Annotated in this window: 18 protein-coding genes; 17 read left to right on the top strand and 1 reads right to left on the bottom strand. The window is 35.2% G+C overall.

Going from position 1 to position 12,906, the window contains the following annotated elements:
- Positions 1–86 precede the first annotated feature (86 nt).
- From J4O15_RS09220 to J4O15_RS09185, 7 genes are all read left to right on the top strand, one after another.
- Positions 87–728, top strand: a complete 642-nt coding sequence (locus tag J4O15_RS09220) for a superoxide dismutase (RefSeq protein ID WP_208100544.1) — start codon at positions 87–89, stop codon at positions 726–728.
- 340 nt (positions 729–1,068) lie between these two features.
- A complete protein-coding gene (locus J4O15_RS09215) occupies positions 1,069–1,308 on the top strand; it encodes a GlsB/YeaQ/YmgE family stress response membrane protein (protein ID WP_208100543.1) in 240 nt (79 codons plus the stop codon).
- Positions 1,309–1,371: 63 nt separating this feature from the next.
- Positions 1,372–1,551: a hypothetical protein gene (locus tag J4O15_RS09210; RefSeq protein WP_208100542.1), complete on the top strand. Its 180-nt coding sequence runs from the start codon at positions 1,372–1,374 to the stop codon at positions 1,549–1,551.
- A gap of 81 nt (positions 1,552–1,632) precedes the next feature.
- Positions 1,633–2,247, top strand: coding sequence for a CsbD family protein (locus J4O15_RS16305; protein WP_330638760.1), 615 nt, complete (start codon positions 1,633–1,635; stop codon positions 2,245–2,247).
- Positions 2,248–2,395: 148 nt separating this feature from the next.
- The gene (locus J4O15_RS09195; RefSeq protein ID WP_208100541.1) at positions 2,396–2,599 is read left to right on the top strand and encodes a CsbD family protein; all 204 of its coding nucleotides are present in this window, start codon (positions 2,396–2,398) and stop codon (positions 2,597–2,599) included.
- Between the two features lie 396 nt (positions 2,600–2,995).
- Complete coding sequence (locus J4O15_RS09190) at positions 2,996–4,327, top strand: tagaturonate reductase (RefSeq protein ID WP_208100540.1); 1,332 nt, start codon at positions 2,996–2,998, stop codon at positions 4,325–4,327.
- A 183-nt stretch (positions 4,328–4,510) separates the two neighbouring features.
- On the top strand, positions 4,511–5,638 hold the full coding sequence (locus J4O15_RS09185) for a glycerate kinase family protein (RefSeq protein ID WP_208100539.1): 1,128 nt from the start codon (positions 4,511–4,513) through the stop codon (positions 5,636–5,638).
- A gap of 182 nt (positions 5,639–5,820) precedes the next feature.
- Here the strand turns inward: J4O15_RS09185 and J4O15_RS09180 are convergent, their stop codons facing one another.
- Positions 5,821–6,909, bottom strand: a complete 1,089-nt coding sequence (locus J4O15_RS09180) for a PTS transporter subunit IIC (protein ID WP_208100538.1) — start codon at positions 6,907–6,909, stop codon at positions 5,821–5,823.
- Between the two features lie 271 nt (positions 6,910–7,180).
- Here J4O15_RS09180 and rpmG point away from each other — a divergent pair, with 271 nt between their 5' ends.
- From rpmG to J4O15_RS09130, 10 genes are all read left to right on the top strand, one after another.
- A complete protein-coding gene (gene rpmG, locus J4O15_RS09175) occupies positions 7,181–7,345 on the top strand; it encodes a 50S ribosomal protein L33 (protein WP_083810492.1) in 165 nt (54 codons plus the stop codon).
- An 8-nt stretch (positions 7,346–7,353) separates the two neighbouring features.
- Complete coding sequence (gene secE, locus J4O15_RS09170) at positions 7,354–7,551, top strand: preprotein translocase subunit SecE (RefSeq protein ID WP_009218290.1); 198 nt, start codon at positions 7,354–7,356, stop codon at positions 7,549–7,551.
- A gap of 8 nt (positions 7,552–7,559) precedes the next feature.
- Entirely contained in the window at positions 7,560–8,093 is a 534-nt protein-coding gene (gene nusG / locus J4O15_RS09165; protein ID WP_009218291.1) for a transcription termination/antitermination protein NusG, read from the top strand.
- Between the two features lie 75 nt (positions 8,094–8,168).
- Complete coding sequence (gene rplK, locus J4O15_RS09160; RefSeq protein WP_009218292.1) at positions 8,169–8,594, top strand: 50S ribosomal protein L11; 426 nt, start codon at positions 8,169–8,171, stop codon at positions 8,592–8,594.
- Positions 8,595–8,611: 17 nt separating this feature from the next.
- Positions 8,612–9,307: a 50S ribosomal protein L1 gene (rplA, locus tag J4O15_RS09155; RefSeq protein ID WP_009218293.1), complete on the top strand. Its 696-nt coding sequence runs from the start codon at positions 8,612–8,614 to the stop codon at positions 9,305–9,307.
- Between the two features lie 267 nt (positions 9,308–9,574).
- On the top strand, positions 9,575–9,901 hold the full coding sequence (locus J4O15_RS09150) for a PadR family transcriptional regulator (protein ID WP_208100537.1): 327 nt from the start codon (positions 9,575–9,577) through the stop codon (positions 9,899–9,901).
- Between the two features lies 1 nt (position 9,902).
- The gene (locus J4O15_RS09145; protein ID WP_009218295.1) at positions 9,903–10,490 is read left to right on the top strand and encodes an HAAS signaling domain-containing protein; all 588 of its coding nucleotides are present in this window, start codon (positions 9,903–9,905) and stop codon (positions 10,488–10,490) included.
- Between the two features lie 28 nt (positions 10,491–10,518).
- Positions 10,519–11,394: a DUF4097 family beta strand repeat-containing protein gene (locus tag J4O15_RS09140; protein ID WP_208100536.1), complete on the top strand. Its 876-nt coding sequence runs from the start codon at positions 10,519–10,521 to the stop codon at positions 11,392–11,394.
- Between the two features lie 250 nt (positions 11,395–11,644).
- Entirely contained in the window at positions 11,645–12,154 is a 510-nt protein-coding gene (locus tag J4O15_RS09135; protein ID WP_208100535.1) for a hypothetical protein, read from the top strand.
- Positions 12,155–12,194: 40 nt separating this feature from the next.
- The gene (locus tag J4O15_RS09130) at positions 12,195–12,872 is read left to right on the top strand and encodes a hypothetical protein (RefSeq protein ID WP_208100534.1); all 678 of its coding nucleotides are present in this window, start codon (positions 12,195–12,197) and stop codon (positions 12,870–12,872) included.
- Positions 12,873–12,906: the final 34 nt, after the last annotated feature.

Below are 12,906 nucleotides of genomic sequence, written 5' to 3'. Positions count from 1 at the left end.
TTAATAATAAGTAGCCTGATACAAAATATAAAGATATATATTGTATTTTATAATATTTAACAAAATTAAGAAAGATGGTGAATTATATGTTTGAACAAATTAAATTACCTTATGGATTTGATGATTTAGAGCCATACTTTGATACTCTTACTATGGAAACTCATTACCTAAAGCATCATGCGGCTTACACAAAAAATATTAATGATTTAGCTAAAGTGGCAGGTATTGATGATAAGCCTATAGAAGTTATACTGGCTCATTGGAAGCGCAAGGGTGAGGGCAAAGAAGATGCCATGGGTATACGCAATAATGGTGGAGGCTATTTTAACCACAATCTTTTCTTTGAACATCTTTCAAAGAATGCAGCAGATAAACCTTCAGGTGAGCTTGAGGGTAAAATTAATTCCACCTTTGGCAGTTTAGATAATCTTAAAGAACAGTTAACTAAGCTTGCAACAGGTCAGTTCGGCTCAGGCTGGGCATGGTTAAGTACGGATATAGACGGTAATTTAAGTGTTTCTTCAAGCCCAAATCAGGATAATCCTATTCTTGAGAGTGAGGGGAAGCTTTTTCCTATACTTGCAATAGATGTGTGGGAACATGCCTATTATTTAAAGTATAAGAATTTAAGAGCCGATTACGTAAAGGCCTTCTTTGAAGTGCTTGATTGGAACAAAGTCGGTGAAAATTATGTATCAGCTGTAAAGACATTAGCAAAGTTGGCATAATAATATCATTTTAGTTTTGGAGTACCGTTGTTTTTTGACGGTACTCTTTTTGTTCCTAAAAATATATATCAATACAAATTTTTTTTAGGAATAAAATTTTGAAATTGACTGATATATAACGAGTATATACTAAACAATATACCTCAAGAGTGATGATATATTAAAAATATATTGTAATATTTTTAAATAAATATTTTAAATAAAATATTTATTAGTTTATTTTGACAAAGCTCAACTTATAGTGTATAGTATTAGATATATATATTGAATATATTTTAATTTGAATATTAAAATAATAATCATAAAAATATATAAATATTTATAGAATGGAGGGGAATTTATGATTTGGTCTATTATTGTAGGTGGGCTTATAGGTTTCATTGCAGGTGCAATTACTAACAAAGGCGGTGCAATGGGTATAATAGCTAATATCATTGCAGGTTTGCTGGGATCATCTGTCGGTCAGGCATTGTTCGGTAAATGGGGGCCTTCTCTGGCCGGAATGTCATTAGTTCCTTCTATCTTAGGTGCGGTAATTGTCATTGCTGTCGTTTCGTTTTTCTTTGGTAGAAGAGAATAGGTAATCTTTTATAAAGATGGTATTAATATAAAAGAAGAGTTTTAAGTGAAAGGATTTGATATTATGTCAGTTGAAGAAAAAATAGATCAGGCTAAAGATATAATAAAAGAAGGCGTGGATAAAGTAACCGATAATAAAAATGTAGTACTTATATCCGTTGTATCTTCCGTTATAGCTGCCCTGGTTGTTGTTGCTGTTCTATCATTCTTTTTCGGTAAAAAAGAAAAAAAGTTTTTCAGGTAAATAGTAGAATTTTAAAATATCGGCAGACAGATTTATAGAAGAGAACAGTATAAAGATTATTAAAAGTAAGGGAGTATTTCTATGTCAAAAGAAGAAAAAATTGATCAGGCTAAGGGGGCAGTAAAAGAAGCTGTCGGTAAAGTAACAGGTGATAAAAAAATAGAGGCTGAAGGAGCTGCGGAAAAAACAACTGCAAAAGTAAAAGAGGTTGTAAAAGATGCTAAAGATGCCATAGAAGAAAAGGTTGATGAAGCTAAGGATGCTGTAAAAGAAGTTGCAGATAAAGTAACAGATGATAAAAAGGTGGAGAAAGCAGCTGAAAAAGCCAAAGAGGTTGTAAAAGATGCTAAAGATGCCGTAGAAGAAAAGGTTGATGAAGCTAAGGATGTGGTAAAAGAAGTTGCAGATAAAGTAACAGATGATAAAAAGGTAGAGAAAGCAGCCGAAAAAGTCAAAGAGGTTGCCGAAGATGTTAAAGATGTGGCAAAAGATAAAATTAAAAAAACTAAAGATGCAGTAAAAGAAGGAGTGGATAAATTAGCCGGTGATAAAAATCCGGTAGCAATATCAATAGTCTCTTCAGTTATAACTGCAGTAGTTGTCGGTGTTGTTGTATCATTATTTTTTGTTAAAAAGAAGAGAAAGTCTTTTTTTGACAGGAAATATGCCATGAAAATAATTGATAATATACTTTAACAGATAAAACATATTATATTATTCTCTATATCTTAAATATATAGAGCTCGAGTAATATTCTTATAGGATAAAAGAAGATATAGTATATATCAGTGGATAAATCAATTTATATAAAATATTGTAATAAGTTTAGAAAAAGGAGATTGTTATGTCATTGGAAGAGAAGATAGATCAGGCTAAAGGTGCTTTAAAAGAGGGTATTGGTAAAGTAACCGGTGATAAAAAAACAGAGGCTGAAGGAGCTGCTGAAAAAGCCGCTTCTAAGGTTAAAGAAGTTGCAAAAGATGTTAAAGATGCTGTAGAAGGAACGGTCGAAGGTGTCAAGAATGTAATAAAGAAGGATAAAGAATAGTTTAGATTAATATTGTCCTTTAAATAGTTAAGTATAATGGTCTTCTATTAAAATAATTTATAATTATGTTAAATAGAAGACCATTATTGTTTATCGCAAATTATATTTTTTATAGTTAATCGGAGTGTACATAATGTGATAATTTATATTTTATAAATCTAAGTGAACAGGGCTTAGTATCTAAAAAGCAGGCAGCCTTTTTGGCTGTCTTTTTGTATGTAGTTTAGGTAGCCTTTCTGATTGACAAAAAATACTAAATAATATATACTCAAAATGTAAACGCTTACATTTTTAAAAATATAAGTAAAACTGAGCAGTGAAAACTATTATCTTGAGTATAACTTTATATAAAAAGAAGTATAGCTTTTGATAAAAATAATAACACAGGAGTATAATATGAAAACTAAAGAGAGAATCATCCAATTTGGTGAGGGTGGTTTTTTGAGGGGATTTGTAGACTATTTTTTTCAGAAATTAAATGACAAGGGTTTGTTTGAGGGCTCTGTAGTGGTTGTTCAGCCAATAAAAACCGGAATGTGTGATATGCTTAAGGAACAAAACTGTGAGTACAATCTTTTCCTTAGAGGTGTGGACAATGGAAAAGTTGTGGATGAGCATACTCATATAGATATTATCAGCAGATGTATAAATCCCTATAAAGAATATGAATCTTATTTGGATTTGGCAAAAAATCCGGACTTCAGATTTATTGTTTCAAATACCACTGAGGCGGGAATTGTATATGAGGATGATAATAAACTCACCGATTCTCCTGCAAACAGCTTCCCTGCAAAGCTTACAGCACTTTTATATGAGAGATTTAAGGAGAGGTTGTCAGGATTTATTATACTTTCATGTGAACTTATAGACCACAATGGAGATGAACTTTTAAAATGTTGCAAGCAGTATGCGCACAGATGGGAGCTTGGCGAGGAGTTTGTAAAATGGCTTGAGAGAGAAAACAGCTTTTGTTCCACTTTGGTAGACAGGATAGTTACGGGATTCCCTGGAGATGAACATAAGGCTTTGGAGGAGAGAATCGGGCAAAAGGATAATATGATGGATACCGCAGAGATTTTCCACCTTTGGGTAATACAGGGAGATCATGAAGATGAATTGCCTCTGCAAAGGGCAGGATTTAATGTAGTGTGGACCGATAATGTGGATCCGTATAAAAAGAGAAAGGTTCGTATTCTAAACGGAGCACATACTTCCATGGTTTTGGCAGCAAGAATGTACGGCCTTGAAACTGTGGGTGAATGTATGAAGGATGAAAAGGTGGTATCAATTCTTAGAAAATCTGTTTTTGAAGAAATTATACCGGCTATAGGAGATACCGAGGATAACAGAAATTTCGGTAATGCGGTGTTTGAGAGATTTGCAAATCCTTTTATAAGGCATCAGCTTTTATCAATTGCTCTTAATTCGGTTTCAAAATTCAGAGCCAGAGTTTTGCCCACAATACTTGAATTTAAGGAGCAGACAGGAAGATATCCGAATATACTAAGTTTCTCACTGGCGGCACTTATAGCATTTTATAAAACTGATGAGGCAAATGACAGTGAAGAAATTATTGAATTTATGAAAGAGGCTTCTGTGGCGGATATATTAAAAAGGGCAGATTATTGGGGAGAGGATATAAGCTTTCTGTATGATATAGTAAATACTTGGTTTGAAAAAATAGAAAAAGACGGAGTAGCGGCATGCTATGATGAACTTTTAAAATAGAAGCTTAAAGGTGGGGGTGACTCCACCTTTTATGGCATGTAATATTAAGTGTATTTTGACGGCTTTATATGATAAAATCAGGATAAGAATAAATGAAAGGAAAAGCGGTAAGATCGTATATTTTGGAACGATATATCGGTTATATCAAGATAAGTTTCGATGATTCTTGCTGTCGGTAATAATATGAAAGTTGTAATTGCCATTGATTCATTTAAGGGAAGTATGTCATCTTTGGAAGCGGGAGAAGCTATTTTGCAGGGGATAAAGAAAGCAAAAAAGGATTCTGTGGTTGAGATAAGACCTTTAGCGGATGGTGGAGAGGGGACGGTAGAAGCTCTTTCTATAGGAATGGGCGGAAAACTTGTCTATGTAGATGTGACAGGTCCTGCAGGAAGAAATGTAAATGCTGTCTATGGAATAGTCGAGTCTACAAAGACGGCTATAATAGAAATGTCACAGGCGGCAGGAATCACATTGGTAAGCGGTGATGAAAAAAATCCGCTACATACCACAACATTCGGTGTCGGAGAAATTATAAAGGATGCTATCAAAAACGGGTGCAGGCATTTTGTGGTTGGTATAGGAGGTTCAGCTACAAATGACTGTGGAATAGGTATGCTGCAGGCGCTTGGATATGAGTTACTTGATAAAGACGGTAAACAGGTGGGATTTGGGGCAACGGGAGTAAGAGATGTTGTCAGTATAAGAGATGAGAATGTAATAAAAGAACTTTCCGAATGTTATTTCAGAGTGGCATGTGATGTAAACAATCCACTATGTGGGGAGCTTGGATGTTCTGCAATATACGGACCTCAAAAGGGAGCTACAAAGGAAATGGTAGCTGATATGGACTCATGGCTCTTAAGATTTTCGAGAATTGCAAAGGGAAAATATCCTAATGCGGACGGAGAATATCCGGGAACCGGTGCGGCAGGAGGACTGGGCTATGCATTCCATAATTTTACAAATTCAAAGATGGAATCAGGAATACAGATAGTGCTGGATGAAACAAAGCTTGAAGAGCATATAAAGGATGCGGATATTGTGGTGACGGGAGAGGGAAGACTTGATAAACAAACCGCCATGGGTAAGGCTCCTATAGGTGTTGCAAATATTGCAAAGAAATATAATAAAAAAGTTATAGCATTTTCAGGAAGTGTTACAGTGGATGCAGGAATTTGCAATGAGCACGGAATTGATGCCTTCTTCCCGATTCTTAGAAGAATAGTTACACTTGAAGAGGCTATGCAAAGTGATAATGCCAAACAAAATTTAACAGATACGACGGAGCAGGTATTTAGATTATTATAAATAAAAAGATAATTATTTAAACGGATAGAATATGAAAACATTACCGATCCGCTTGCCATAATACAAAGGTTTAACATTAAATAAGGGGTTGACACATAAAGATAAATAAGTACCGATACAGGTTGATTTTACCGTCATATCGGTATTATTGTATTCTTAAAGTGACAACCCCTTATATTTTATTAAAGCTTTAAATCTCCGTCCTTTACAAGTCCCATCTTTCTTACAAACATATGGATAACAGGTGTGATAATTGCCGGCAAAATAAATGATATCATTATAAGCCCAAGCCAATCAAATGATGTAATGGCTGCTTTGCTTCCGTTTGTTATATCGCTTACCCAACCTGTATATACTCCGATCTGTCCTACAAGTCCGCAGGTACCCATACCTGATGATACTGCCGCACCGTTCATTTGTAATTTGAATATGCAGGTCGCAACAGGTCCTGTGATCATGGATGTAATACATGGTGCTATCCAAATGCGGGGATTCTTTACAATATTGCCCATTTGGAGCATGGATGTTCCGATTCCCTGTGATATAAGACCACCCCATTTGTTTTCGGGGAATGATATAATGGCAAATCCGACCATCTGCGCACAACATCCCGCAAGTGCCGCACCGCCTGCAAGACCTGTAAGTCCCAGTGCCGCACAGATGGCGGCAGATGATATTGGAAGGGTAAGTGCGACTCCTACCAAAAGAGATACAAGTATACCCATAAGGAACGGTTGAAGGCTTGTTGCCCACATAATTACAGTTCCAAGCTTCATGGCTGCCTTACCCAGTGTCGGAGCAAGTATTGCCGAAAGGAATATTCCCACAGATATGGTTACAAGAGGTGTAATAAGGATGTCCACCTTGGTCTCCTTTGAAACCATCTTACCGACTTCAGAGGCTATGATAGCTACAAATAGTACAGCAAGAGGGCCGCCTGCACCTCCCAGTGCATTTGATGCAAAACCGACTGTGATAAGGGAGAACAGTACAAGGGGCGGGGTATTAAGTGCATATCCTATGGCAACAGCCATTGCAGGTCCGCTCATAGCACTTGCAAGAGAACCGACAGTATATTCAACACCTGCAATAGTAGCAACGGTAGATGTAAGAAAAGCAATTTGAAATTGCTTACCGATTGTATTGATAATAGTACCTATAAGAAGGGAACAAAAAAGTCCCTGAGCCATAGCACCAAGGGCATCTATCCCATAGCGCTTTGCTGAAATAACAATATCTTTTCTTTTAAGGAATAATTTTAGCTTTTCCATAAAGTCCTCCATAGAACATATTTTATTTTCAATATAATTGTAGAATCAAAAGATATTTTGTCAAGAAAAATATGTATGAATCTAAATCCAATTTTAACATCAATTCTAATATGGATGAGGGCGGAGATTAAAACTTTATCCGAAAAAAGTCCGAAAAAATAGTTACAGCTTAGGTAATATATCTTGACGGTTATAGTTGTATATGGTAGAATATTGAGGATTAAAGGATGCAAAGTCCTTTTTTTTTGGATTTTCAAGTCTAATTCGAACAATGGAGGTGGAGATTGTGCGTACAAAGATAACACTTGCTTGTACAGAGTGCAAGCAGCGAAACTATAATACGACCAAGGATAAGAAAAATCATCCTGATCGTATGGAAATTAAAAAGTATTGTAAGTTCTGTAGAACTCATACAGTGCATAAAGAAACAAAATAGGAGTAATTATGGCTGAAGGAAAAAGCGGAAAGATATCTGACTTTTTGAATGGTATAAAGGCAGAGTTTAAAAAGATAGTATGGCCAAACAAGGATGATATAGTAAAGCAGACTATTGCTGTTATTTCATCATCTATAGTTCTGGGTATTATAATATCAATACTTGACTTTATCTTCAAAATACTATTAAACTTTGTAATCAAATAGGTGATAATATGGCAGAGGCACAATGGTTCGTAGCCCATACTTATTCAGGCTATGAGAATAAAGTAAAAGTAGATATTGAAAAGACAATTGAGAATCGTGGGCTTCAAGACCAGATACTGGAAGTTACGGTTCCTATGGAAACTATACTTGAAGTAAAAAATGGTGTCGAAAAATCGTCAGATAAAAAACTTTTCCCCGGATATGTTCTTATACATATGTATATGAATGATGAAACATGGTATGTGGTTAGAAATACCAGAGGAGTTACAGGTTTCGTAGGTCCGGGAAGCAAGCCGGTACCACTCACCAATGATGAACTTGTAGCACTGGGCTACAGTGGTGATTCCACAAAGCCTGAGGCTAAGTTGCATGTTGACCTCAAAGAGGGAGATATGGTTACAGTTATCAGTGGAGCATGGAAGGATACCGTGGGAGTGATTACCGCTGTCAACGAAAAAAGGAAGACCGTTTCTATCAATGTAGAAATGTTTGGACGAGAGACGAAAGTAGAGCTTGAGTTCACAGAAGTAAAGAAGATGTAATGTATTTATTACAGAGATGCATTTATTTAAATGCGTGGGAGGGAGATTCCCGAAATTACCACAAGGAGGTGCCAAATGGCAAAGAAAGTTACAGGATATATAAAATTGCAGATACCTGCAGGTAAAGCAACACCGGCTCCACCTGTCGGTCCGGCTCTCGGACAGCATGGTGTAAACATAGTTGAGTTTACAAAGCAGTTTAATGCAAGAACAGCAGATCAGGGAGATTTGATTATCCCTGTTGTTATCACAGTTTATGCAGATAGAAGCTTTAGTTTCATAACTAAGACTCCACCGGCTGCAGTTTTACTTAAGAAGGCATGTAAGATATCTTCAGGATCAGGTGTACCTAATAAGACAAAGGTAGCTAAGATCACAAGAGCACAGCTCCAGGAGATTGCAGAGCTTAAGATGCCTGACCTCAATGCAGCAAGTATTGACGCAGCTATCTCTATGATAGCAGGTACAGCCCGTTCAATGGGTATCACAGTAGAAGACTAATTTAGGAGGTAATATACATGAAACACGGAAAAAGATATGTTGAAGCTGCCAAATTAGTTGATCGTAGCGTACAGTATGATGCAAGCGAGGCAGTTGCTTTAATTAAGAAGACAGCAGTAGCTAAGTTCGATGAAACAATAGAATTACATATAAGAACAGGTCTTGACGGACGTCATGCAGACCAGCAGATTCGTGGTGCGGTAGTTCTGCCACACGGAACAGGTAAGACTGTAAAAATCTTAGTATTTGCAAAGGGACCAAAGGCTGATGAGGCTTTGGCAGCCGGAGCTGACTATGTTGGAGCAGAGGAACTTATTCCAAGAATCCAGAATGATGGCTGGTTAGATTTTGATGTTATCGTTGCAACACCTGATATGATGGGCGTTGTAGGACGCCTCGGTAAGGTACTCGGACCTAAGGGACTTATGCCAAACCCTAAGGCAGGTACTGTTACAATGGATGTTACAAAAGCTATCGCAGACATCAAAGCAGGTAAGGTAGAGTATCGTCTTGATAAGACAAACCTCGTTCACGTACCTGTAGGAAAGGCTTCATTCAGTGAGCAGCAGCTTTTAGATAACTTCCAGAGCATTATGGATGCTATCAATAAGGCTAAGCCAAGCACAGTTAAGGGTGCTTACCTTAAGAGCGTAGTTTTAACTTCAACAATGGGTCCCGGAATCAGACTCAATGTTGCTAAGATTACAGGCTAATCAATTAACAGTAATCAGCTTATATAATAAAGACGCATATACTGCCATATACTTTTAGAGTATGTGGCAGTTTTTTAGTTGGAATAAATAAATAACACATAGTACCTTGCAATATACAGTAGTGTATGTTATTATAATCAAAGATAAATAGTTATGCTATTTTACAAAACTTATTTTAGTTTAATTTCATTTAAAAGATATGGGCTGAATTTTTCAGTCTGTAAATATTTCCTAGAGTAACAAAGATTTTATTAGAAAGGAAATACCATGGTAACACAGTTTAAAAAAGGGGTATTGGAGCTGTGCGTACTGTCTCTTATAAGTAAAAAAGATTGCTACGGATATGAGATAGTAGAGGTCATTTCACAGGCGATAGAGGTATCTGAGGGTACGATATATCCCCTGCTTAGAAGGCTTATCACAGAACAGTATTGTACAACATATTTAAAAGAATCCAGTGAGGGACCGCCAAGAAAATATTATACTATCAGCACATCCGGCAGGGAAAGATTTGAAAGCCTTAAGTCTGAGTGGAATAATTTTTCAAAGCAGGTTGATTATATAATTGATCTGAATATCACAGAAGGAGATTAGAATGAAAAGACAGGAGTTTTTAGCTATACTTCGTGCCAATTTAGCCGGTATTGAAGAAAAAGAGTTGGAAGATATAATGTATGATTATGAAGAACATTTTACAATCGGCTTGGAAAAGAACAAAACCGAAGAAGAAATATCCGAAGCCTTAGGCAATCCTGTACATATAGCAAATGCATACAAGGCGGACAGCTTTATAAAAAAAGCCGAGACAAATCCCCGCCCCTACAATATGTTTAAAGCCATACTTGCCGGTATCGGACTCGGACTTTTTAATATAGCATTTGTTATAGGTATTTATGCCGGTGTTATAGGCATTGTTTTGGGACTTGGAGGTATTGCCCTGGGTATAAGTATTGCGGGAATTATCTTAATGATACAGCCTGTTTTTATTCTGCCATATGTAAGCACACCCTTTAATTTGACTCTTGAACTTGGAAGGTTGGCATGCTTTATATCGGGAATAGGTGCTTTGGCATTAGGGATAATGCTTATACTTCTCACCGTTTTTATATGCAGGCTTATATTTAAGATAACAATTGCTTATATTAAGGCAAATGTTGAAATGGTAAAAAGAGCGGGTAAATAGAAAGCTATATTTTATAAGAGAGGTATCCATGAAAAAAATAAAAAATTCCAATAATTGGCTTATTGTTTCGCTTATATTGTTTTTGATATTTATATGTTCGGCAATAAGTGTAGTTATATTGATCTTTAGAGCACCAAATATAATCCGTACACCAAATTATGATAATGATTTTGGAGAAAAGAAAGTTATAACGGAAAATATTGATATTACGGGAATAGATATTATAGATGTAAAATGTGAAGTTGGAGAAATAGATATTGAGAAATACTCCGGAGAAGATGTAAGCATAGAGTATACTGCAAATGAAGATGCCAAGGTAGAATTACAAAAAGCAAATGGGATACTGACAATTGATGTAATGTATGGAAGAATGTTCAAACTGAATCTTGATATTTTACAAAGTAATAATGTAAGGCTGAAAATAAAGATACCTGAGAGCTATACTAAAGATATAACTGTTGACAATAATATGGGTGATATGTACGCAAAGGGTAAATTTACAAATGCAAAATTGATTTCGGATTTAGGTGATATAGAATCCGAGATGGATGTGGATTATCTGGAGGTGGATATAAGTGCCGGAGATTCTAAAATATCGGGTAAGGTAAATTCATCAAGAGTTGAATCTTCCTATGGAGAAATTTATTTTAAACCGTCTTTAGGTGAAAAGGGAGAACATACATTAAAGGCTGATGTGGGGGATATATTCCTGGAACTTGCACCTGACAGTGATGTTACCGTGGAGGCAAGAACCGCCTTAGGTGATATAAAAAATCAATTTGATTTCACCAATATTATAAAGGATGAGAGGAAGGATTTAGCTTCAAAATTTTTGGCATCCAATAAAAAAGGACAGAACAGAATAGTATTAAAAAGCGATACAGGTGATATCAATATCAAATAATAAATATAACGAAAGGTGATACTGCGATATGCGGCATCATCTTTTTTATTGGCTAAAATATTTAATACTTAGATTTTGTTTAAATTAAGTGAATAGTTAAAAGTTAAATGAATATATATAGATAATTTGATGTTAAAACTTGAAAATATTCTATTTATATATTAACATATAGGTAAGAAAAGTAGAGTAAGAAGTTACGATGTGATTGTATTTACAACTGAATATAGCGATTTCGGTGAGGAACTTGAATATGAAGAGAGATTACAGATTGTTAATTATATTTATTTGTATATTCATAGCAGGATGTGCAAGATTAAAAAACATTGACAGTATAAATGCAAAAAAAATAAAAAATGAGGTGGATGAATACTATAGTAAATTTTCAGCACAGTCCATGCTTGGAAATATAAAAACAGTTAATAAACTTAGCACGGAATGGGACGGGGAAATAACAAAGTATATTGATAAAGAGGATAAGGTATGCAGATGCAGTATCGTAGTTTTTGGAGAAGGAGGGAAATCAGAACTGGAATATTGGCTTTTAGATAAGTATATTTATGTGTCGGAATTAAAAGAATATTATTCATATCCTATTTATATCGATTATACAAGACCGGTAGATATATTATACAGAACTCTTAATGAATATATTATTTATAAAGACAAGGTTTACCTGCTTGAAGGGGGATACTTTAAAAAAACGGAAAATAAACTGCCGGTAAGTTCATTGGAAGATATAGATAAAGCGATGGAAGAGTAAAGTTTTTGCGGATTGATTTTATTTTTAAGGCGGTGTGATTATGGAAACTGAGGCAGGGGTAACATTAAAAAATAAGCTAAAAAAGATAATAATAATAACATCTGTATTGTCATTGATATTTGTACTGATAGTATGCAAGGAGTTTTCAGAGAAAAAAAGGAAGGACAAAGCATATGAACATGAAAGCAGATCCATGGTTATAGCGACTTTAGCACAACTTCTGAGAGCGGATTTGAAATGTAATGATAATAGGGGAAATGAAAAGATAATTGAGAAGAGTAAAAATTTGACTCGTATAGTTGAGCAGGATATTTATGACTATATCGAGGGAAAAAAATACAGCCTTTATAATTATACAATTATAGAAGATGAAAACACACAGAAGTATATAGATATTTTTAATGACAATATGCAGCATATACGAATAAGCAAAAAGGACAGTAATGGAAATTTCTCTCCGGCTAAAACTATATCTGAGGAAGAAGGGCTGGAGGAGTTTAAGGAAATAAAGGATTTGGATGAGCTTATAAAGTATATGTATAAAAAAACGGATAATGGTGCATACTATATATATGCTCTCGAGTTTATAGGAAGCGATAATTATGATTTTAAAGGGAAAATAATATATGAAAGAGACGGCATAGAAAATATTATATATGAGGATAGAGATATAAGAATATGGGATTTATTTTCCAAAATATGCAAAGATTATCAGTGATTTATAATGCAGTACGAAAAGATAGTATATTTAA

Source organism: Lachnoanaerobaculum sp. Marseille-Q4761, from assembly GCF_017565785.1.
Lineage (GTDB): Bacteria > Bacillota > Clostridia > Lachnospirales > Lachnospiraceae > Lachnoanaerobaculum.
Note: the sequence above shows the minus strand (reverse complement) of the source record. Positions and strands in the feature narration are given on the sequence as shown.

What these genes read in the sequence shown, in the direction of transcription:
- J4O15_RS09185 (WP_208100539.1), top strand. Translation starts at nt 4,511, where the DNA reads ATGAAAGTTGTAATTGCCATTGATTCATTTAAGGGAAGTATGTCATCT.
- rpmG (WP_083810492.1), top strand. Translation starts at nt 7,181, where the DNA reads ATGGAGGTGGAGATTGTGCGTACAAAGATAACACTTGCTTGTACAGAG.
- nusG (WP_009218291.1), top strand. Translation starts at nt 7,560, where the DNA reads ATGGCAGAGGCACAATGGTTCGTAGCCCATACTTATTCAGGCTATGAG.
- J4O15_RS09130 (WP_208100534.1), top strand. Translation starts at nt 12,195, where the DNA reads ATGGAAACTGAGGCAGGGGTAACATTAAAAAATAAGCTAAAAAAGATA.
- J4O15_RS09150 (WP_208100537.1), top strand. Translation starts at nt 9,575, where the DNA reads ATGGTAACACAGTTTAAAAAAGGGGTATTGGAGCTGTGCGTACTGTCT.
- J4O15_RS09215 (WP_208100543.1), top strand. Translation starts at nt 1,069, where the DNA reads ATGATTTGGTCTATTATTGTAGGTGGGCTTATAGGTTTCATTGCAGGT.
- J4O15_RS09135 (WP_208100535.1), top strand. Translation starts at nt 11,645, where the DNA reads ATGAAGAGAGATTACAGATTGTTAATTATATTTATTTGTATATTCATA.
- J4O15_RS16305 (WP_330638760.1), top strand. Translation starts at nt 1,633, where the DNA reads ATGTCAAAAGAAGAAAAAATTGATCAGGCTAAGGGGGCAGTAAAAGAA.
- secE (WP_009218290.1), top strand. Translation starts at nt 7,354, where the DNA reads ATGGCTGAAGGAAAAAGCGGAAAGATATCTGACTTTTTGAATGGTATA.
- rplA (WP_009218293.1), top strand. Translation starts at nt 8,612, where the DNA reads ATGAAACACGGAAAAAGATATGTTGAAGCTGCCAAATTAGTTGATCGT.
- J4O15_RS09180 (WP_208100538.1), bottom strand. Translation starts at nt 6,909, where the DNA reads ATGGAAAAGCTAAAATTATTCCTTAAAAGAAAAGATATTGTTATTTCA.
- J4O15_RS09190 (WP_208100540.1), top strand. Translation starts at nt 2,996, where the DNA reads ATGAAAACTAAAGAGAGAATCATCCAATTTGGTGAGGGTGGTTTTTTG.
- J4O15_RS09140 (WP_208100536.1), top strand. Translation starts at nt 10,519, where the DNA reads ATGAAAAAAATAAAAAATTCCAATAATTGGCTTATTGTTTCGCTTATA.
- J4O15_RS09195 (WP_208100541.1), top strand. Translation starts at nt 2,396, where the DNA reads ATGTCATTGGAAGAGAAGATAGATCAGGCTAAAGGTGCTTTAAAAGAG.
- J4O15_RS09220 (WP_208100544.1), top strand. Translation starts at nt 87, where the DNA reads ATGTTTGAACAAATTAAATTACCTTATGGATTTGATGATTTAGAGCCA.
- J4O15_RS09210 (WP_208100542.1), top strand. Translation starts at nt 1,372, where the DNA reads ATGTCAGTTGAAGAAAAAATAGATCAGGCTAAAGATATAATAAAAGAA.
- J4O15_RS09145 (WP_009218295.1), top strand. Translation starts at nt 9,903, where the DNA reads ATGAAAAGACAGGAGTTTTTAGCTATACTTCGTGCCAATTTAGCCGGT.
- rplK (WP_009218292.1), top strand. Translation starts at nt 8,169, where the DNA reads ATGGCAAAGAAAGTTACAGGATATATAAAATTGCAGATACCTGCAGGT.